At 40.3% G+C, this 20046-nt stretch carries 19 protein-coding genes; 18 read left to right on the forward strand and 1 reads right to left on the reverse strand.

Features of this window, described 5'->3' with window-relative positions; translation table 11 throughout:
• Positions 1-3 precede the first annotated feature (3 nt).
• From B5D59_RS04900 to deoC, 12 genes are all read left to right on the forward strand, one after another.
• Positions 4-1842: a diol dehydratase reactivase subunit alpha gene (locus B5D59_RS04900; RefSeq protein ID WP_078817101.1), complete on the forward strand. Its 1839-nt coding sequence runs from the start codon at positions 4-6 to the stop codon at positions 1840-1842.
• Positions 1839-2192, forward strand: a complete 354-nt coding sequence (locus B5D59_RS04905; RefSeq protein WP_078817102.1) for a glycerol dehydratase reactivase beta/small subunit family protein — start codon at positions 1839-1841, stop codon at positions 2190-2192. The genes B5D59_RS04900 and B5D59_RS04905 overlap by 4 nt, the downstream gene beginning before the upstream one ends.
• A complete protein-coding gene (locus B5D59_RS04910) occupies positions 2152-2547 on the forward strand; it encodes a GlcG/HbpS family heme-binding protein (RefSeq protein ID WP_078817103.1) in 396 nt (131 codons plus the stop codon). Before B5D59_RS04905 ends, B5D59_RS04910 begins: the two co-directional genes overlap by 41 nt.
• Before the next feature lie 133 nt (positions 2548-2680).
• A complete protein-coding gene (locus tag B5D59_RS04915) occupies positions 2681-3439 on the forward strand; it encodes a response regulator transcription factor (RefSeq protein ID WP_281250653.1) in 759 nt (252 codons plus the stop codon).
• 34 nt (positions 3440-3473) lie between these two features.
• Positions 3474-4724 carry a sensor histidine kinase gene (locus tag B5D59_RS04920; RefSeq protein WP_078817105.1) on the forward strand — a complete coding sequence of 417 codons (1251 nt, stop codon included), beginning with the start codon at positions 3474-3476 and terminating at the stop codon, positions 4722-4724.
• A 627-nt stretch (positions 4725-5351) separates the two neighbouring features.
• A complete protein-coding gene (locus tag B5D59_RS04925; protein ID WP_078817106.1) occupies positions 5352-6395 on the forward strand; it encodes a LacI family DNA-binding transcriptional regulator in 1044 nt (347 codons plus the stop codon).
• Between the two features lie 5 nt (positions 6396-6400).
• Positions 6401-6799: a D-ribose pyranase gene (gene rbsD / locus B5D59_RS04930; protein WP_078817107.1), complete on the forward strand. Its 399-nt coding sequence runs from the start codon at positions 6401-6403 to the stop codon at positions 6797-6799.
• Positions 6800-6818: 19 nt separating this feature from the next.
• Complete coding sequence (locus B5D59_RS04935) at positions 6819-8315, forward strand: sugar ABC transporter ATP-binding protein (protein WP_078817108.1); 1497 nt, start codon at positions 6819-6821, stop codon at positions 8313-8315.
• Positions 8308-9300: an ABC transporter permease gene (locus B5D59_RS04940; RefSeq protein ID WP_078817109.1), complete on the forward strand. Its 993-nt coding sequence runs from the start codon at positions 8308-8310 to the stop codon at positions 9298-9300. The genes B5D59_RS04935 and B5D59_RS04940 overlap by 8 nt, the downstream gene beginning before the upstream one ends.
• Positions 9301-9312: 12 nt before the next feature.
• Positions 9313-10272 carry a substrate-binding domain-containing protein gene (locus tag B5D59_RS04945; protein ID WP_078817110.1) on the forward strand — a complete coding sequence of 320 codons (960 nt, stop codon included), beginning with the start codon at positions 9313-9315 and terminating at the stop codon, positions 10270-10272.
• 15 nt (positions 10273-10287) lie between these two features.
• Positions 10288-11235, forward strand: coding sequence for a ribokinase (rbsK, locus tag B5D59_RS04950; RefSeq protein ID WP_078817111.1), 948 nt, complete (start codon positions 10288-10290; stop codon positions 11233-11235).
• Positions 11219-11893, forward strand: coding sequence for a deoxyribose-phosphate aldolase (gene deoC / locus B5D59_RS04955; RefSeq protein WP_176132505.1), 675 nt, complete (start codon positions 11219-11221; stop codon positions 11891-11893). The genes rbsK and deoC overlap by 17 nt, the downstream gene beginning before the upstream one ends.
• 427 nt (positions 11894-12320) lie before the next feature.
• Here the strand turns inward: deoC and B5D59_RS04960 are convergent, their stop codons facing one another.
• The gene (locus tag B5D59_RS04960) at positions 12321-12986 is read right to left on the reverse strand and encodes a Crp/Fnr family transcriptional regulator (RefSeq protein WP_078817112.1); all 666 of its coding nucleotides are present in this window, start codon (positions 12984-12986) and stop codon (positions 12321-12323) included.
• Positions 12987-13570: 584 nt separating this feature from the next.
• Here B5D59_RS04960 and B5D59_RS04970 point away from each other — a divergent pair.
• The 6 genes from B5D59_RS04970 to B5D59_RS04995 all read left to right on the forward strand — a co-directional run bounded on the left by B5D59_RS04970 (position 13571) and on the right by B5D59_RS04995 (position 20004).
• Positions 13571-15049, forward strand: coding sequence for a sulfatase family protein (locus B5D59_RS04970; protein ID WP_078817114.1), 1479 nt, complete (start codon positions 13571-13573; stop codon positions 15047-15049).
• A 104-nt stretch (positions 15050-15153) separates the two neighbouring features.
• On the forward strand, positions 15154-16125 hold the full coding sequence (locus B5D59_RS04975) for a formylglycine-generating enzyme family protein (protein ID WP_078817115.1): 972 nt from the start codon (positions 15154-15156) through the stop codon (positions 16123-16125).
• A 117-nt stretch (positions 16126-16242) separates the two neighbouring features.
• Complete coding sequence (locus tag B5D59_RS04980; RefSeq protein WP_078817116.1) at positions 16243-17025, forward strand: GntR family transcriptional regulator; 783 nt, start codon at positions 16243-16245, stop codon at positions 17023-17025.
• Between the two features lie 436 nt (positions 17026-17461).
• Positions 17462-18697 (forward strand): aconitase X, encoded by a 1236-nt coding sequence (locus B5D59_RS04985; protein ID WP_078817117.1) that lies wholly within the window; start codon positions 17462-17464, stop codon positions 18695-18697.
• Between the two features lie 2 nt (positions 18698-18699).
• Positions 18700-19128: an aconitase X swivel domain-containing protein gene (locus B5D59_RS04990; protein WP_078817118.1), complete on the forward strand. Its 429-nt coding sequence runs from the start codon at positions 18700-18702 to the stop codon at positions 19126-19128.
• A gap of 96 nt (positions 19129-19224) precedes the next feature.
• Positions 19225-20004, forward strand: coding sequence for an SDR family NAD(P)-dependent oxidoreductase (locus B5D59_RS04995; protein ID WP_078817119.1), 780 nt, complete (start codon positions 19225-19227; stop codon positions 20002-20004).
• Positions 20005-20046 lie beyond the last annotated feature (42 nt).

Genomic DNA, 20046 nt, shown 5'->3' on the forward strand with positions numbered 1-20046 from the left:
GTAATGAGCAAGCAACTGATCGCAGGAGTAGATATTGGGAATTCATCAACAGAGGTAGCGATTGTAGAAGTATGCGGAAATGAGGCCGTATTTTTAACTCAGCATCTTGTCCCGACGACTGGGATTAAAGGAACGGTTACTAATATTAAAGGAATCAAATCATGTCTGCAGCTAGCTATGTCAAAAATTAATCGAACTATTTCTGAGATTAATATAGTTCGAATCAATGATGCAGTACCAGTTATTGGCGATCTCGCCATGGACGTCATCAGTGAAACGATCATTACGGAATCTTCTATGATCGGTCATAATCCGGATACGCCTGGGGGAGAAGGAATTGGGATTGGTCAAACCATTTTGATCGAGCAATTGCTGCAACATGCCGAGGAAAATAAACCCTATATTGTAGTAGTGTCAAAGAAATTCGATTATGAATGGGTAGCCTATCAGTTTAATAAATTTGAAAGACAAGGGATCCAGATCAAAGGAGTCATCGTACAGAAGGATGACGGGGTTTTAATCCACAATCGCCTGCAAATGAAAGTGCCTATCGTAGATGAAGTGGCCATGATTGATAAAGTGCCGATAGGAAAAAAGGCAGCAATTGAAGTGGCGCCTCCTGGACATGTCATTCGGATGCTCAGCAACCCTTATGGACTCTCTACTGTATTTGATTTAACCCCTGATGAAACGAAACAAGTAGCGCCTGTTGCCAAATCATTGGTCGGAAATCGTTCGGCCGTCGTGATACGGACACCGGCGGGGCAGATCGCAGAGCGGAAAATTGAATCAGGAAGCGTCACAATGGTCGGCAATAGGATGAGTGTGAAAGTTGACGTCAATGACGGTGCAGATGAAATTATGGGATCCTATAAAAAAATAGGTGTGTTGAACGATGTGCAAGGTGAACAGGGAACGAATGCGGGTGCGATGTTAAATGGTTTGCGCCAAGATCTGGCGGAAGTAACGGATCAAAATATGCATGAAATTCGTATTACAGATTTACTTGCAGTAGATACAAAGATTCCTTCTTCTATTCGCGGAGCACTGGCGGGTGAAATCACTATGGAAAGCGGAGTGGGACTCGCTTCAATGGTGCAGACTAAAAAGACTTCCATTCAAACCGTATCTTCATTATTGGAGGAAGAGCTTGGAGTGTCAGTTGAAGTGGGTGGAATTGAAGCAGAAATGGCGATAGCCGGAGCGCTGACAACGCCAGGAACGGAAAGGCCAATCGTCATCTTGGACATGGGCGGCGGTTCAACGGATGCAGCGACGAATGATGAAAATGGAATGATTCAAACGGTTCACCTGGCAGGAGCTGGAGATATGGTGACGCTGCTGATCAATACGGAGCTATCGCTTCATGATCTTGAGCTGGCAGAGAAAATAAAGAAATATCCTCTTGGAAAACTACAAAGTCTCTATCATATGCAATTGGAAGATGGGACGTACTTGTTTTCCGAGGAATCTCATCCACCTGAAGCATTTGGAAAAGTAGTTATTCGAGAAGAGAAGGGTATCACTCCTTTGCCGATCCGCCATTCACTGGAAAAAATTCGTACGATCCGACGAGAGGCTAAACGAAAAGTATTTGTTACGAACGCCATTCGTGCACTAGAGCAGGTACTCCCTACCCACAATATTAGACACATCTCTTTTGTAGTGATGTTAGGTGGATCCGCGTTGGATTTTGAAATTCCCGAAATGATCAATGATGAGTTATCCAAATATGGTATTGTCGCAGGCTTCGCAAACATTAGAGGAACAGAGGGACCTAGGAATGCGGTGGCAACGGGGCTGGTCTTATCTACTTTGAAAAGGCGTAATGATAGGATATGAAACACAACACAGTATGTATCCCCGTCTTTTTATCGGAATCAGTAGATCAACTGCTTGTCAAAGAGGTATGTGCAGGGCTTGAGGAAGAAGGAGTTCCATATGCCTGTAAACAAATTTCAGAGGAAGGATTCAGCTTTACTTCTTTGCAAGTCAGCATTCTAATCCGAAATGAACATGCCATATCAATCTTTCATGAAAAACTACCTAATCGTCCCTATTTAATAGAAAGAAAACAAAACGGCAGAAGAGCAGGACAAAATGCTGCCCGATTAGTAAAAGGCCTGCCATTATTTCTTGAGGAGGAGTATGATGACAGAACTGAATTTAGAGACAGCAAAAAAAATGATTGAACAGGCTGAAGAAAAAGCTAAAGAAATTAAGGTTCCTATGGTGATTACCATTGTAGATGGCGGTGGGAATTTATTGGCATGTCATCGAATGGACCAATCCTTATTAGCTAGTATTGATATTTCACAAAATAAAGCATGGACTGCCGTTGCGTTACAAATGCCAACTTCCCAATTGTATGATGCAGTACAGCCTGGCGGAGAACTTTTTGGAATTAACACTACGAATAATGGAAAGATTGTAGTGTTTGGAGGTGGAATTCCTATAAAGAGTGGTGATCGAATTATCGGAGGCATAGGCGTCAGCGGAGGTTCAGTCGCTGAGGATACTGAGGTTGCAGAAGCTGGTCTTGTATAATCAACTTAATATATTTCCTTAACCCTCCTGTTGGTTTACATGAAATAGACTGGAGGGTTTCTTGAATTGTCTGAATTCATAATATAGTCTATAATGAAAGGAGCTAAATAGTTCGAGTAAGGAGGAGAGATCGATAAAATTATTAGTTGTCGACGATGAACCCCTTGAAAGAGAAGTTTTGCTCGATATTGTAAAAAAAAGTAATCTTGGTTTTATTGAATGTTTGGAAGCTAAGAATGGTTTACTGGCCGTAGATTTTGCAAGTACTACTCTTATTGATGTCATGTTAATAGATATCAAGATGCCTAAAATGGATGGTCTTACTGCCGCTAAGCTCATTAAGAAAATGAATCCGGAGATTAAAATCATATTTCTAACTGCATTTAATGAGTTCGACTATGCATTGCAAACCATTAAGATCGGTGTAGAAGACTATTTATTAAAACCAGTTCGTCCAGAGGAGTTGGTGGGGTCTTTGACAAAAGTTGTAGAAAGTACAGATATACAAGAAATAGAAACTCCATCTACTGAAGTTATTGAACAGTTGATCACTTATATAAAAGGTCATTTAGAGGATAAGCTGACACTGAATGAACTTTCACAGCTCGTTCATCTTCATCCACAATATCTTAGTCGCTTATTCAAACAAAAAATGGATCGATCGCTTACCGAATATATTACCTCTGCACGCCTTGAGAAGTCTAAGGAATTGTTGCTTGATTCTCAATATACGATCACGGAGATTAGCCGACTTTGCGGGTTTTCTGACTCAAATTATTTCACTAGAGTTTTTAGAAAACAAGAAGGGATGCCGCCCAGCCACTATCGGAAAAATGAGCAGTTACTGAAAAAAGAACGAGTGAAAAAGACATATATTCATAGCATTATATAGCGCGTCAGAACTGACTCAGAAAAAGGTGGTATATATGATAAAGAGCTTACGAGAATTTGTCGATATAGACCAATTGCAAAAACTGCAAGAGCAATTTGCTGAAGCGATGGGAGTGGCAGTATTAATTTGTGATGCACAAGGAGAGCCGGTGACCAAGCCGAGTCAGTTCACAGCCTTTTGTAAATATATTCGGTCATGTAGTGAAGGACAAAAGCGGTGTATACTGTCTGACGATAAAGTGGGCAAGTTGGCAGCAGAGAGCAAACGACCGGTTATTCACCGTTGCCATACGGGCCTTGTGGATTTTGCTGCGCCTATCATACTGCGCGACGAATATTTAGGTTCGATTCTTTGTGGACAAGTTCTTATAGAAGATGAGGAATTAGAGGAATTGCCAAAAATAGAGATGAACTTGGCGGATTTGCCATTAGATCAAGAGATGCTGCAGAAATTCTTCGATCAATTAGATCGAAAAAACAAAAGCCGAGTCCAGTCAATTGCTGAATTACTCTTTGTCACTGCTAACTACATAGTGAAGTTGGGCGATGCCCATTTAACAGCACAAGAATTATCGCTGAATAATATAAAGCTGTTGGAAGAGTTACAGTACCGCTCTGAATTGGAGAAAATGCTAAAGGATACTCAATTAAAAGTACTCCAATCTCAAGTTAATCCGCACTTTCTTTTTAATACATTGAATACGATTTCACGGTTAGCCTATATGGAAAACGCAAAACAAACCGAGGATGTAACGTATTCATTAGGGAAAATCTTACGTTACAGCCTGCGCAATATAGATCAGCTTATTCCGCTAAAGGAAGAAATTGAACACCTCGAATATTATCTTTCCATCCAACAAACACGCTACCGTGATCAAATTAAGATTGTAATAAACATAGAAGATCATCTGTTAGATTATAAAATTCCGATATTTACTTTGCAGCCAATCGTTGAAAACTCAATTGTCCATGGATTTGAAAGCACTGGTGATGCTATAACAATAATTGTAGAAGCTTACACAGAGAAAGAAAAAATCGTTATCAATGTAATAGATGACGGCGTGGGGATCGAAGAAAATTCCACGAGTATTCCACTATCCAAAGGAACAGGTCACACCACAAGGATCGGTTTAAATAATGTAGATAAAAGAATCAAACATGCCTTCGGTTCACAATGGGGGATTGCCAGACTGGAACAGCTTTCTCAAGTGGGGACTTTTGTTCAGTTGCATATGCCCTGGTTAGTGAGCTTTATTATCTTCTTTCTGTTATGGAAAGCTGAATAACTAAAAAATATCCGGTTGTTCACCACTCTTTTCGAGATCTTGTTGAGTAGGATAAAGCCCTCTATCGAACGATCGGTTAGGGGCTCCTCGCATATGCATGTCTTTCAACCACTTAAATTGTGTGATGTTTATATTTTCAAAATGTCAGAGAAGAGACTGTTTAAACTCTTAAGTAAGAGGATTGTGAGGAATTGAATACAATTATTTTCATAGAGACATCTTTCTTGGATACTGATATTAATTTGGACACTAATCATCGTATCAGAAAAGGTGTCCTTTTTTCTATGTTTATATCAATAATATTAGGATAATCAGCAATTGTAATTTAGTAATTACTTATTAAAGGTTCCGTGGGATAAAGTCTTAATAAGGCTTTCTTAAACTTAACTGTTAGATAAAATTAAGTATCCTATAGGAAAACTTTAAAATAATTACGGCGATTTTTTCAAAGTTATTTAAATTTAATATAGTATTGCGAATATTTTAAATGAATGTTAAGATATAAATCAATGAATCTAAACGTTTACATTTTAATATACTAAACGTTGAAAAATCATCGGAAATCTATAAAAAAATGTTTAAAAAAATCTAAACGTTTACATATAGAGTTTTTGGAGGTATTTGTTTATGCGTACTGAGTCAAAACCAACTATTCAAGATGTGGCAAAGCATGCGAGTGTGTCTATTGCAACAGTTTCTAGAGTTATCAATAATCAGGGCGGTGTACGGGCAGAAACAGAAAAAAGGATTGTACACGCGATCAAGGAGCTGGGCTATGTCCGAAACGCGGTTGCCCGAAGTATGAAAAAGAAAGAAACGAAAATGATTGGAATTATAATTCCTGATATTAATAACCCGTTTTTCCCTCTTGTTGTATCCGGGATTGAACAGCAAGCTAGAAAAAAAGGCTATTACACGATGTTGAGTAACACAAGTGAATCACCGATTGTTGAAAGTGAGATTATTAATATTTTAGTGGAGCGGGGAGTCGATGGGGTAGTCATCACAACAGCAGATGAATATGGAAAACAGTTTCAAATTTTACAAGAACAAGGTATTCCGGTTGTGGCACTAGATAGAAGGATCAATGAATATAATTTTGATTCTGTTCTAATTGACAATATTGATGGAGCCTATCAAGCTACCAAGCAATTAATCCTGCAAGGGCACCAAGATATTGCTATTATTTGCGGACCGCATAGCACGACACCGGGACGAGATCGCTTTGCAGGTTACTTGAAAGCGCTTTCGGATTATGAGATTCCACTCAATGATCAATTTGTCGTACAAGGTAGCTTTTCTGAAGAAGGGGGTTATTCTGCTACACGTACTCTAAATGAATTAGAAGTTAGGCCGACTGCCATTTTCTCTTCAAACAATTTAATGTCTATTGGTTGCATAAAAGCGTTACAAGATCTGGAATGGAGGCTTGGAGAAGAGGTAGCATTTATAGGTTTTGATGATATAGAAATTGCGACTTTTACTAAACCAAAACTATCTGTTGTTTCCAGACCTATGAATGCATTAGGGGAGTTGGCATTTCAATTGTTACATGAGCGAATTCTTGCAAATGAAGTCTTTTCGCCCCGGAATTACTTATTGTCACCAGAATTAAAAATTAGAGAATCTTGCCGTCTAGGAAATATACGGCTGAATCATAAAAGGAGCTGATCATCATGAGAAAAGGATCAATTTTACACCCAACTTTGAATCAATTGCTCACAGAGACAGGTCATACCGATACGATTGTTGTAACAGACGCCGGTCTGCCGATTCCGGTGGGTATTCCACATCGGATTGATTTGGCATTAAAAGAAGGAGTTCCAAGATTTCTTGATGTTCTTGACACAGTGGTAGGGGATTTATTAGTAGAAGGAATTATCTTAGCGGAGGAGATAAAAACTAGTAGTCCGGAGATGAATGAAGCGATTCTGAAGCGATTTCCTAACGTGCCGGTTGAATATGTTCCCCATATTACATTCAAAGAAAAAACGGCGCATGTTCGAGGTGCCATAAGGTCTGGAGAGTTTACATCTTACGCAAATATAATCTTGGTTGCAGGCGTTGCTTACTAAGGGCCAAGGAGGTGCGCATATGGAGCAGGCAGTTTTAGAAATGGTCGGAATTTCAAAAGAATTTCCTGGAGTGAAAGCATTAGACGGAGTATCTATTCATGTGAAGCGTTCGGAAATTTTAGCATTACTTGGTGAAAATGGAGCAGGTAAGTCGACGTTGATGAAAGTATTAGCCGGCGTTCATCAGCCGAGCAGCGGTCAAATTAAAATTAATGGAAAAGAAGTATCAATCCATGGACCAAAACACTCTCAGGAGCTGGGTATTAGTATCATCTATCAGGAGTTTAATTTAGTACCGCATATGAGTGTAGCCGAAAATATCTTTTTGGGAAGAGAACCCAGATTAATTACCGGGGTAATAGACAGAAGACGTTTGAGGGATGAGACGAGACAATGGCTGGAGAAGGTTGGGCTAACAGCATTATCTCCTGATACTCTGTTGGCTAATCTGTCCATTGCAGAGCAGCAGCTAGTGGAAATTGCCAAGGCACTTTCATTTGAATCGAATATTATTATTATGGACGAGCCGACGGCAACTTTGAATGAAGAAGAAACAGAGAAGTTACTAAATATTATGAGAGATTTAAAAAAGCAAGGGTTTGGTGTCATCTTTATTACCCACCGATTGGAGGAAGTGGAAGAAGTAGCGGATCGAATTTCTGTCCTGCGTGATGGTAAGTACATTGGAAGTGAATCCATTAAAAATATTACTAGGCATCAAATGGTCACAATGATGGTTGGTCGGGAATTAACGGACTTATTCCCTAAGCTTCAAGGACCGTACGAGGAGCCCGCGTTAACAGTAGAGCGCTTGTCTGTAAGGGAATACTTACATGATATCAATTTCACTATAAAAAAAGGAGAAATTCTTGGGATAGCCGGTTTAATGGGTTCTGGGAAAACTCCCCTATCGAAAGCACTGTTTGGTCTTTATCCTCACAAAGAGGGGACTATAAAGGTTGGTGGAAAGACAGTTAATACACCGCGCGAAGCAATCGATGCGGGAATTGCACTTGTTACCGATGATCGAAAAGATGAAGGCTTGGTCTTAGGAATGTCCGTTTATGAAAACTTGCTGCTCCCTTCTTATCGAAGAATTTCGTCCTTTGGTGTTTTGCATAAACGTAATAAAGAAAAAATTGTTGATCGATGGATTAAAGCCTTAAATATTAAAGTGCATCATTCCTCTGTAGAAGTTGGCACGCTTAGCGGCGGAAACCAGCAAAAGGTAGTGCTTGGAAAATGGCTGCAAATGGATCCTGACGTTTTAATTTTAAATGAACCGACAAGGGGTATTGATATTGGGGCAAAAGCAGAGATATATCAAATCATGAAAGAGCTTGCAGAACAAGGAATTGCGATTATTTTAATATCCTCTGATATGCCGGAGTTACTAGGGTTAAGCCATCGCATATTGGTTATGAGTGAAGGTACTATTACAGCTGAATTGGACAAGGAACATTTTGATCAGGAAACGATATTCCAATATGCAGCAGGAGGCGAATTACATGTCTAATGATGTAACAGTCAGTAAACAGGAAAAAAAACAAAGTTTAAATAAAATAGACTGGCTTAGTTTTCTGGAAAAGTATCGGGTTGTACTAATTTTTTTCCTTCTTTGTATTGTGGCAGGTTTTCTATCTGACGCATTTTTCACGACAAGCAATATTATGAACGTTTTAAGACAAGTGTCTATTATTGCAATTATTGCTACCGGAATGACGTTGGTTATTTTAATAGCAGGAATCGATTTATCAGTCGGTGCAGTGATGGCCTTTTCCGGAGCAATATTGGCCGGTGTATTAACTGCAGGATTGCCTTTATGGGTCGCTATCCTTGCTTCTACAGTTGTCGGCTTGTTGTTCGGTTTAGTTAACGGGGTCATTGTCTCGAATTTCGGGGTTCCATCTTTCATTGCAACGCTCGCTATTATGGTAATTGCTAGGGGAATGACCCTTGTCTATACAAAAGGTTATCCGCTTGTTGTTAGCAATGAAGCATTTCGCTTTATCGGAAGTGGACGAATTTTTGGAATCCCAGTGCCGATTATTATTATGTTTGTAATTATTGGCCTGATGTTTTGGATATTGAGATACACAAGTTTTGGCAGATATATTTACGCGATAGGGGGAAATGAAGAAGCAGCTATATTAGCTGGTATCCGGGTTCGATCCATAAAAGTTGCAGTGTTCGGTATCGCAGGTTTTCTATCAGCTATCTCTGCCATTATTTATACATCTAGACTTATGTCAGCTCAACCGACAGCCGGTACAGGAATAGAATTGGATGCCATCGCTGCCGTCATCATTGGAGGTACAAGTTTAGCAGGCGGGAAAGGAGGAGTCATTGGGACGTTGATTGGTGCCTTGATTATGGGGGTGCTTGATAACTTATTAAATCTAATGAACGTCTCGCCATTTTATCAGAATATCGCAAAGGGGCTTGTTATTTTGATTGCTGTTTTAATCGACAGTAGGTTTTCTAAATTAAAACGCTCATAAGGGGAGAAAAAGATGAAAAAATTAATGAGTATGTTTGCCGTTATATTGACACTGGTGTTGTTGGTTGGCTGTAGTATGGACGATGAGGCCTCAGGTAAAACGGAAAAAGAAAAAGGTACAAATGACAAGTTAAAAGTCGGTCTTTCTATGAATACGTTGAACAATCCATTTTTCGTAGCTGTAAAGGAAGGAGCAGAAGCGCAAGCGAAAGAACGAGATGTTGATATTGTCGTGACAGACGCACAAAACGATCCAGGAAAACAGCTTGCCGACGTGGAAAACTTGCTTCAACAAAATATTGATATTCTTATTATTGATCCAGCTGATAGTGATGCGATTGCACAGGCAGTTAAGAAAGCCAACGATTCAGATATCCCTGTATTTACAGTCGACCGCCAATCAAACGGTGGAGATGTAGCAACTCATATTGGATTCGATGCAATCAAGTCTGGAAATATAGCAGGCAATTATATGAGTGAGACATTGGGGGGCAAAGGTAATATTGTTGAGATTCAAGGGATCCTTGGGACAAACGTGGGCCAACTTCGGAGTGAAGGATTTAATCAGATCGTAGAAGAAACTCCTGACTTTAAAGTCATTGCTCGTCAATCAGCCAATTTTGACAGAGGAGAAGCGATGAAAGTGATGGAAGATATTTTACAAGCGAATAAAGAAATTGACGGAGTCTACGCTGCAAATGATGAAATGGCGTTAGGAGCATTAGCAGCAATTGAAGCAGCTGGCCGTGTAGATGAAATTGTATTAATTGGCTGTGACGCTATTGATCCATCAATGGATGCAATTCGCGCGGGCAAAATGAATGCAACCATTGCAGAACCGCCATTCTTCTTAGGAAAAGAAGCCGTTGATACGGCTATCAAAATTTCTGATGGAGAAGATGTAGAGAAGGAAGTAATCTTAGATTCCAACTTAGTAACAGCAGACAATGTAGATCAAATTAAAACTAAATAAAAATTAGGTGAGAATATGGCAAATGTAATCGTAATAGGAAGCTATGTTACAGATTTAATGACACTGACTCCGCATTTACCGAAGCCTGGTGAAACCGTATTAGGTGGACCGTTTCAAATGGGACCTGGCGGTAAAGGGGCAAACCAAGCGACCGCGGCGGCACGTAGCGGATCACACGTAACGTATATGACCAAATTGGGAACTGACATATTTGGAGAGCAGGCATTGCAATATTTTAAAAACGAAGGTATGAATGTTGATTACATTAAACAGGACCCAACTGAAATAACAGGGACTGCACAAATCATTGTAGATCAACACAGTGAGAACAGCATTGCGGTTGCACTAGGGGCTTGCGGAAAAATCACAAAAGAAGATGTATACGCAACAGAAGAGAAGTTTAAAGGATCAGATATTGCCTTAGTTCAATTCGAAACGAGTATGGAAGCAATTCAAACAACGATCGAGCTTGCTTCTAAGCACCATGTGCCGTTAATTTTAAATCCAGCGCCTTACAGAGATTTTCCGAAAGAACTATTGACCAAAGTTTCTTATATTACCCCTAATGAAATCGAAGCTTCTGAGCTCAGTGGGATTAAGGTGATAGATGAATTATCCGCTAGAAAAGCTGCAGAGAGAATATATGAAATGGGGATTCCTCATATTATTATTACAATGGGGAAACAAGGTGTCTATCTCTATACAGGTGAGGGAACAGGTGAATTAATTCCGGCTTTTTCAGTCCATGCCATAGACACAACAGGAGCCGGGGACGCCTTCAGTGGTGGCCTCGCTCATAGCTTGGCAGCAGGCAAGGAATTGAAAGAATCCATTCGTTATGCAAATGCCGTAGCAGCACTTTGCGTCACGAAATTAGGAACAGCACCTGCTATGCCGCATAAAGAACAAGTAGAACATTTTTTAAAAGAAAGCGGTGAGGTCAAGAGTGACAGCTATTCATGAATATATCGATCATACGTTATTGAAGGCAGAGGCAACGAAAGAACAAATTGAGCAATTATGCAAAGAAGCATCAGAACATCATTTTGCTACTGTTTGTGTGAATCCTTTCTATGTTCCTATCTGTGTCGATCTATTAAAAGACACTGGAGTCAAGGTATGTACAGTAGTAGGCTTTCCACTAGGTGCTAATAAGCTTTCGATTAAGCGGCTTGAAGCAGAGCAGGCAATAGAAGATGGTGCGGAAGAAATTGATTACGTCCTAAATATTAGTGCAGTCAAAAACAAAGACTTTCTTTTTGTAAAAGAGGAAATGGAAGCACTTGCGAGATTAAAAGAGGAAAGACCTGATGTGGTCGTTAAATGCATATTTGAAGTATGTTATTTAACACCTGCCGAGATTGAAGAGTTATCTATCCTTGCGAAGGAGGTAGGGCTGGATTTTATTAAAACCTCAACAGGTTTTGGCTCTGGTGGTGCCACCTTGGAAGCTGTGCAGCTCATGGTTGAAAATTCCGGCGAACATGTACGTGTAAAGGCTTCTGGGGGTATCCGGACGCGAGATCAGTTTCAGAAATATAAGGAACTTGGAGTCTCCAGAGTGGGCACGAGCAATGGTATTGCTATCATTTCAGGAACGCAAGGTTCGATAAATTATTAAATCACGCAAAAGGTTTTGTAGGGTGAGAAGCATTGTAGCACGAGTCTCTTAAATGGCTCGTGCTATTTTATGTATCAATTGCGTGATATATAGATACCTACTCAAAGTGATACTTGCAACAATTCAACTTCACTCAATAATTTCTACTTGTACATACGAAAGGAATATTAGATATCCTGCTTGAGATTCATAAGCATGCGAACCCTTTACAGTCCCATAAGTCGCAACAACATCTCCTTATTAGTGTCGCTTATGGTAAACGATTGATGAATTGATGAACACGATGGGTACGGAAATTTCGGACGGCATGAGAACAGATACGGTGATGATCATTCAAAATTATAACGATGACTTACCTGTATTAGATCATTTATGCTGTGCCTGAAAAAAAGGAGGCTTGACCATTGTCACCCCAAAAATATTTCTTTCAAAAAATACTATAGATGTCCTGGATAAAGATAGTTTTCCTATCGTAGCTTATTAAGCCTTGTTCTCTCCATTTGCTTAGTATTTCTGAAACAGTTTGTCGGCTGCAACCGATGATATTCGATAGTTCCGAATGGGTAAGAGTTGTTTCGATCAAGTAGCCGCCGGTTTGAGCTATGCTCATTTCTTTGAGCAACCATGCCAGCCGAATGGAAACAGGTTGGGAAATTAAGAGTTCGACCATCTGCTGCTGTTCCAGTAAGCGGCGATTTGTTATTTTTAAAATTTCTTGGTTCATTCTTTTATTGGCAATCACTTCTTTCAGGAAAATATCTGAGCTTAACGCTCGTATAGTACATTGGTCCAGACATTGGGCTAATCTGGAGCGGTTTTCTTCCAAGATCACTTCTGCATAACCGAATATCTCTCCTCTTTTCCTCAAGAAAAATGTCACGTCATCTCCTTCGGCTGTTGCTTGGCAAACTTTAAGGAGACCTTTTTCGATAAAATAGACAGAATTTGGCTTTTCACCGGAGAGAAATACAAATTCGTTCTTTTCGTAATGGTGCACCATTGCATGCTGGATAAATATATTGCGAAAATCGTTTTCTAATTCATTATTAGTTAAGGTGGCTAGGAATGCAGGCTTATTTTCTTTAACTTTCACTCAACTCTTCCTTCCTAAGAATATAATGTGGCAATAGAATTTACTGTTCGTATCCAGTTCCATAAGTGAAGAGATTCCGAGCGGTAAGCCCTTCACAGTTTACAAAGAACGAATTCTGTTATCCGTGTTGAAATACAGCTGTGTGCTGTATTTCTATGCTTCATTATTATTAATGAAACGCACTCTTTCCCTTTCCTGATATATTGTTAAATTTCAGCTGGTTTAACTGGATTGTTAACTAGTATAGTCTGTGACAACATTTGTCTCAATAGATACTTTGATATATGCTCGGAAAATTCCGTCAATACTTATCGTTCAAAAAAAGCATAGATTCATTCATTTTTGTCGCTGTAAGTACAAGCAACAACTGTCAGTCAACATCCTATTTACATACTAACCATCGACCTTCTGAGATTGTCGGGTACATGACAGAAGTTATTGGAAAAGACTTTATAATTAAAATTGGTGGCAAGGATGAAATAGTTGAAAGTCGGCTAGGCAAAATCCGTGCCCCCGAAGTTGTGCTAGTCGTCCCTGGCTTAGGAACTTTGAATACTTATAATTATTAGGAGGAGAGTTTGGATATGTCCACGAAACCTATGAATCTACTGTATATTTTTTCTGATGAACATAACAAAGATATGTTAGGCTGCTCAGGTCATCCGGTGGTGAAGACTCCAAATATAGACAAACTGGCTGAAGAAGGAGTGAGATTTACCCGTGCCTATTGTAATTCTCCTGTTTGCGTGCCTTCAAGGGCCAGTCTCGCCACAGGAAGATATATTCATGAAATAAAGAATTGGGATAATGCCAAGCCATACATCGGTGAACATCCAAGTTGGGGACACCGGCTGGTAGAGCAAGACCATAAAGTGACTACCATTGGGAAATTACACTACCGCAAACCAGAAGACAATGTGGGTTTTCCTGACCAGCGTATACCTCTACACGTTTATGAAGGCATTGGAGATACGTATTCTCTGATGCGGGATAACTTAACCCCTCGGGAAATCAATCGGCAAAAAATTTTGGAAGCCGGCTCTGGCGAAACATCTTATACTCGGTATGACCGTGGGATCACGGAGGAAGCTATCAAATTTCTAAAAGGAGAGGCACAAGAAGCGGAGAAGCCTTGGGCTCTTTTTTTAGGCTATGTCACACCGCATTTCCCTCTAATAGCACCGAAAGAATACTATGATCTTTATCCGCTTCAAGATGTACTATTGCCTAAACAATATGCTCTGGAAGAACGGCCAAAGCATCCTGCCCTGGAAATTTATCGGGAAATTTGGTCGGTTGCGGATGAATTTGATGAAATGACCCTCCGTAAAGCTGTTGCCGCCTATTATGGTCTTTGTACGTTCATGGATGATCAAATAGGCGCCGTATTACAGGCGTTGGAAGAAGAAGGGTTATTGGAAAATACGAGAATTATCTATACATCGGACCATGGTGATACTTTGGGAGACCATGGAGTATGGTTTAAGTCAACAATGTATGAAGGTTCAGTCGGCATCCCGTTCATCATGTCAGGACCTGATATTCCCAAAAATAAGGTAGTAGATACTCCTATTTCCTTACTTGATTCGTTTCCGACTATTTTGGCAGCGGTTGGAGCTGAATTGAACGAAGAAGATCAAAATTTACCGGGAACCGATCTCTTCCCGATCGCAAAAGGTGAAACGGATCCTGAGAGGGTTATCTTCAGTGAGTATCACGCGATGGGGTCAGTATCAGGAGTCTACATGATCAGAAAAGGGGACTACAAATATATCCACTATATTGGATTTGAACCACAATTATTCAACCTTGAAAACGATGCAGACGAACTGAATGATCTTGCTTCCGATCCGGAGTATGCCCTTATTTTACGAGAGTGCGAAATTGAGCTGCGTAAAATTATCAATCCAGAGGAAGTTGATAGGCAGGCCAAAGAGGAGCAGGCTGTGATGGTCGAGGGTTATGGTGGAAAAGAGAAGCTATTAGAAGATGGATTCAATATCCCTTTTTCACCTGTTCCCCCACAATTTTTAATCGACAAAGAGAAACCCGTAGTAAGATAAATCTGATAAAATGTTTACATGCTGAACGGCAGATTTTCTGTAATAGAGAAGTAATGAATATCTCTAAATCGTTCTAGCTGTTTGTCCTATAGGGAGGAGGATACATGAGTATGAAAAAAAGTTGCTGCAGTGCTAATCGTTCAGCTGTTACTGCAACTATTATCAATAAAGAGGATCAAAATTCAATCACCTTTCCAACGGAACAGGAGGGTAGTTCAGACGGAATGGTTCTCATTCCAAAAGGAGACTTTTTAATGGGAACTGAAGATAGTGACAGCATCAAAATTGACGGAGAAGGTCCGATTAGGCGTATAGAGATGGATTCTTTCTTGATGGATAAATATGCTGTTACGAATAAAGAGTTTAAAGAGTTTATAGACAATACAAAGTACGTAACGGATGCAGAAAAGTATGGTTGGTCATTTGTTTTTTATCAATTATTGCCTAAATTATCTCATGAGAAGAGTACCCAATTTTCGGCTGGCTCTCCCTGGTGGCGCGTCGTAGAAGGCGCAAGCTGGGATCATCCAGAAGGAACTGAGTCATCTATAAATGAGCGGATGGATCATCCAGTAATTCATGTGTCTTGGAACGATACAATGGCGTATTGCAAATGGGTAGGCAAGAGACTGCCGACGGAGTCTGAATGGGAATATGCCGCTAGAGGTGGTTTGGAGCAAAAAAGATTTCCTTGGGGAGATGAATTAACTCCTAAAGGTGAATATCGTTGCAATATTTGGCAAGGTGAATTTTCAATTTCCAACACGGTTGAAGACGGCTATTTAGGGACTGCTCCCGTGGATGCTTATGCGCCGAATGGCTATGGGCTCTATAATATGTCGGGAAATGTTTGGGAATGGTGTCAAGATTGGTTCAGTCCTTATCATGTGAAAGGACAAAATCGTAATCCAGCTGGCCCAGCGTCAGGAACGACAAAATCGATGAGAGGCGGATCGTATCTCTGTCATGAATCGTACTGTAATCGTTACCGTATTGCAGCCAGGACCTCTAACACTATGGACAGCTCGTCCGGTAACTTGGGATTTCGCTGCGTGAAGAGTATTGAAGATCAATAAGTGAACGAGAATTTTGGGGAAAATACAGATAGTTTAAAAATCTATGGAATTACTCTTCCATTTGTTATAATATTGAGTAAGATGTTACAATACATCATTCAGTAATGGAGGAGTAAAATGGAGATATCTATCGAGAGAAATAGTCCAGCGCCTTTATATATTCAAGTTTCCGATTTAATCAGAGAGAGAATTGTAAGTGGATATTATGGTCCCGGGGAACTGTTGCCTAAAGAGGCTCTTTTGGCTGAGAGCTTTGATGTTAGCAGGATAACGATAAGAAGCGCGTTGGAGGTTTTGTCCAATGAGGGGTTAGTCATTAAAAAGCAAGGAAAAGGGACGTTCATCACTGAAAATAAGAAAACCTTATCCATTAACTCTGTTCAGGGCTTCTATAGTTTGCTTGTCAAAAGCGGAGCTGACGTGGAAACAGAATTGATGAAAAGTGAGTCTGTTCCCCCGAATAGTTCGCTTGCTGCAGAGTTACAGATCAGTGAGACGGAACCTATCCGAAAAATCAAAAGGCTGTATTTAGTTAAACAAAAACCTATAGCCATCATAACTACCCATCTTTTTGAAGATGTTCAGTTAACGAGGAAAGAATCTGAGGAATTGACGGTGTATGGGGTCCTCTCGGAAAAACTTAATGAAGAACCCGTGCAGGCTCAATATCGGATTACAGCAGCAATTGCCATGGAAGAAGAGAGTGAGCATCTGACGGTTCCAGTCGGAGCTCCTTTGATGATTTTAAAAAGAACAAGTTTTAACAAAGATGGGAAACCGATTGAATATACAGATCACTTAATTGTTGCAGAAGACTGCAACTTAGAATTTGTATTGAAAAAAGAGCAGGTCCTAGAAGATTTACGTATTTTAAACAGCAAAAACAAAGAGTTTCATTGAAAAGTGGGAGCCGCTAATAAAAGTAGGGGCTCCTGTGTTTTATAATGACTGAATTTTCACTGTTAACAAAGTGTTTAATTAGCAGTTAAATTGTCTCGCTCCTTACAAATTCTCCTTCTCTAATAAATGTGATTGTTCTTATCCTTGTCCTGCTAACACTAAGACATTTAGAAGAATAGGTTGTTATTCACCCGACAAAGTGCCACAGTCATTGATCTATCAAAAAGCCTGAATTTTTCTTCTTGTTTAGTGTAGCAGACTGTTACCTGGGTGTCAGACAACTTAATCATAAATGTTTGCTATGGCATTTTATTTTCTATGCTACGTGTTAAAACTAGTTTTCTGAAAAATTTAAAAAATACTTGACATGTATTATAACATCTTATAATATCTTGTTAAGAATATTTTTTACTATTGAATTCTAGGAGGCAACATTATGGAGTTGACAGAACATGAACAGTCCATCCTTCAGGGAGATTTTGGAGAAGCTGTGAGCAAAGCATTAGCATACCAAATACAAGTGGGAGAATATTACGGTTCTGAAAGATTGATTCCCATTAAGCAAGCACATATTACTGCAGACATCGAAGTTATGGGAAATCCGGGATTATCTTTTTTAGAGATAGAAAATGCGGGAGCGAAATTTGCAGTCCCGACTACTACAAATGCAAGATGCGTCGATTTTAACCAATGCACCAAAATGGGTCAGCCGGAAGAGGGGGTCAATAAAGAACGTAGAGTCATGACAGCGGTTAAGGACATGGGGGCGATGACGATTGATTCCTGTATTAATTATCAGGTAGCGTATCAGCCCCGATTAGGTGAACATGTAGCTTGGGGTGATACAGGCACCGTCATTTATGCTAACTCGGTTTTTGGTGCCCGCACTAATTTCGAGAGCGGTCCTTCAGCGATGGCAGCAGCATTAACAGGCCGTGTGCCGGCTTATGGATTTCACTTGGATGAGAACCGAGCTGCAAACGTTGTGGTAGATATCGATACTCCTATTAAAGACGTGGCAGATTGGGGGATGATTGGGCGAATCATCGGATCCAAGGTATTCGATTACCGAGGTGTTCCTGTATTAACAAATGTAGAGCGATTCTCTCCAACATCAGACGATTTGAAACATCTTGGCGCCAGTATGGCTACCTGGTCTTTAGGGATGTATCACGCTGTCGGTATCACTCCGGAAGCTCGGACTCTTGAGGATGCTACAAAAGGAAGACGTGTAACAGATTCGTTCACTATTACAACACAAGATCTTGAAGATGCTTATCAGTCTTTTGAGTATGAGGATTCACAAGTTAGCCTGGTTGTTTTCTCAGGTCCTCAATTATCCCTATTAGAGGTGGAAAAGATTGCTGGTTTGCTAGAAGGCAAAAAAGTTCACCCAGGTACGACTTTAATTTTAACGGTTACCGCCTCGACACTTAAACAGGCGGAGTTAGCAGGATTTGTAGATATTATTCAGCGTGCAGGTGGAACTTTCCTCACTGGTGTTTGCTTCTACATTTTGGACGGGTTGTCTGATATTAGAAAGAAAAACGGCTGGAAGACAATGGTGACCAACTCTGTCAAGCTGGCGAATAATGTGAAGGCTCATCGATTTGTCCCTGTTGTGCGACGTACGGATGAATGTATCCAGGTGGCAATTAGGGGGTGCCTGTAAAGATGAAAGTTGTACCTTTACTCAACGCTTTTGGGGCTTCAGTAGAAGGTGAAGCAGTAGTCATTCGTGGCGGCTTCAGTCCCCGATATCATTTGAATAGAGAAACAGGAAGATTCTCACTTCCGGGCCATGAGCTGGACGGAGAAAAAATTAAAGGAAAAATACTGTTTTGTGATTATGCAAGAGGGGGTGTTGCTGCCGGCTGGGCATTAAACGCATTAAAGGAAATGGATATTGCACCGATTGCGATTATCTTCATTCGTTCAAATCCCGTCATGGTGCAAGGCTCGATCTTTGCGAATATTACCATCGCAGACGGAATCAGCTGGGAAGCTTTTGATTCGATACAAACGATGGATCTAGTGGAAATTGATCCTGAGAAGAACCAATTAATTATTAAGGACAAGAAAATATCTACAGTATTACTGTAAACACGAATTTGACTAGTGAAGGTATGTGTAGTTTTCGTAGGTTGTACAGCAAGTAATTCAATAGAGATTAGATCCTATAGAGGAGGAATTCATAATATGGAAGAAAAGGGAAAAGTGGTACTTATAACAGGTGCAGGCGGAGGTCTTGGCCGGGCTACAGCACTTCGGTTCGCAAGAGAAGAGAGTGGCCATAAGTTTGTGTTAGTGGATCTGAATGAAAAAACTATTAGCGAGACCATGGAAGAGTTGGGTGAATTTACGGACGAAATCCATTTTGTGGCGGCAAACGTTACGAAATCTGAAGACGTAAAAAGATATGTCGATGAAGCTGTAGAAAAGTTTGGTAGAATCGATGTGTTCTTTAATAACGCGGGAATCGACGCGGCAGTTACTCCTACTAGTGATTATGATGAAGATGAATTCGATAAAGTGATGAACGTAAACACCAAAGGTGCATTCCTTGGAATGAAATATGTCCTGCAAGTGATGAAAAAACAAGGTTCTGGAAGTATTGTTAATACCGCTTCTGTCCATGGAATAAGAGGAATGATTGATCGAAGTGCTTATGTCGCAAGTAAACATGCGGTAGTTGGGTTGACTAGAACGGCAGCGGGAGAAGTTGCTCAGTATAACGTCAGGGTCAATGCTGTTTGTCCAGCGCCGATTGTATCCGCTCTCACGAAAGAAGTGGCAATAAAACTGAATCCTGATAATCCTGAGCAGCACTTTGATATTATGAAAGCCAAAATTCCTGCCAAGCGTCTTGGTACGCCTGAAGATATTGCCAATATCGTACGGTTCCTTGGGTCAGATGAAGCAGAGTTTATTAACGGGGCCATCATTCCTGTTGATGGGGCCATGACAGCTGTTAATTAAAAAGCATGCTACTGATCTCTACCGCAAGGCTCTCCAAATAGA

It is taken from the genome of Sporosarcina newyorkensis (assembly GCF_900167515.1).
Lineage (GTDB): Bacteria > Bacillota > Bacilli > Bacillales_A > Planococcaceae > Sporosarcina > Sporosarcina newyorkensis.

Coding starts and splice junctions, on each gene's coding strand:
- B5D59_RS04975 (WP_078817115.1), top strand. CDS start 15,154: ATGAGTATGAAAAAAAGTTGCTGCAGTGCTAATCGTTCAGCTGTTACT.
- B5D59_RS04900 (WP_078817101.1), top strand. CDS start 4: ATGAGCAAGCAACTGATCGCAGGAGTAGATATTGGGAATTCATCAACA.
- B5D59_RS04995 (WP_078817119.1), top strand. CDS start 19,225: ATGGAAGAAAAGGGAAAAGTGGTACTTATAACAGGTGCAGGCGGAGGT.
- rbsD (WP_078817107.1), top strand. CDS start 6,401: ATGAGAAAAGGATCAATTTTACACCCAACTTTGAATCAATTGCTCACA.
- B5D59_RS04985 (WP_078817117.1), top strand. CDS start 17,462: ATGGAGTTGACAGAACATGAACAGTCCATCCTTCAGGGAGATTTTGGA.
- B5D59_RS04940 (WP_078817109.1), top strand. CDS start 8,308: ATGTCTAATGATGTAACAGTCAGTAAACAGGAAAAAAAACAAAGTTTA.
- B5D59_RS04970 (WP_078817114.1), top strand. CDS start 13,571: ATGTCCACGAAACCTATGAATCTACTGTATATTTTTTCTGATGAACAT.
- B5D59_RS04980 (WP_078817116.1), top strand. CDS start 16,243: ATGGAGATATCTATCGAGAGAAATAGTCCAGCGCCTTTATATATTCAA.
- rbsK (WP_078817111.1), top strand. CDS start 10,288: ATGGCAAATGTAATCGTAATAGGAAGCTATGTTACAGATTTAATGACA.
- B5D59_RS04935 (WP_078817108.1), top strand. CDS start 6,819: ATGGAGCAGGCAGTTTTAGAAATGGTCGGAATTTCAAAAGAATTTCCT.
- B5D59_RS04925 (WP_078817106.1), top strand. CDS start 5,352: ATGCGTACTGAGTCAAAACCAACTATTCAAGATGTGGCAAAGCATGCG.
- B5D59_RS04905 (WP_078817102.1), top strand. CDS start 1,839: ATGAAACACAACACAGTATGTATCCCCGTCTTTTTATCGGAATCAGTA.
- B5D59_RS04945 (WP_078817110.1), top strand. CDS start 9,313: ATGAAAAAATTAATGAGTATGTTTGCCGTTATATTGACACTGGTGTTG.
- B5D59_RS04910 (WP_078817103.1), top strand. CDS start 2,152: ATGACAGAACTGAATTTAGAGACAGCAAAAAAAATGATTGAACAGGCT.
- B5D59_RS04990 (WP_078817118.1), top strand. CDS start 18,700: ATGAAAGTTGTACCTTTACTCAACGCTTTTGGGGCTTCAGTAGAAGGT.
- B5D59_RS04920 (WP_078817105.1), top strand. CDS start 3,474: ATGATAAAGAGCTTACGAGAATTTGTCGATATAGACCAATTGCAAAAA.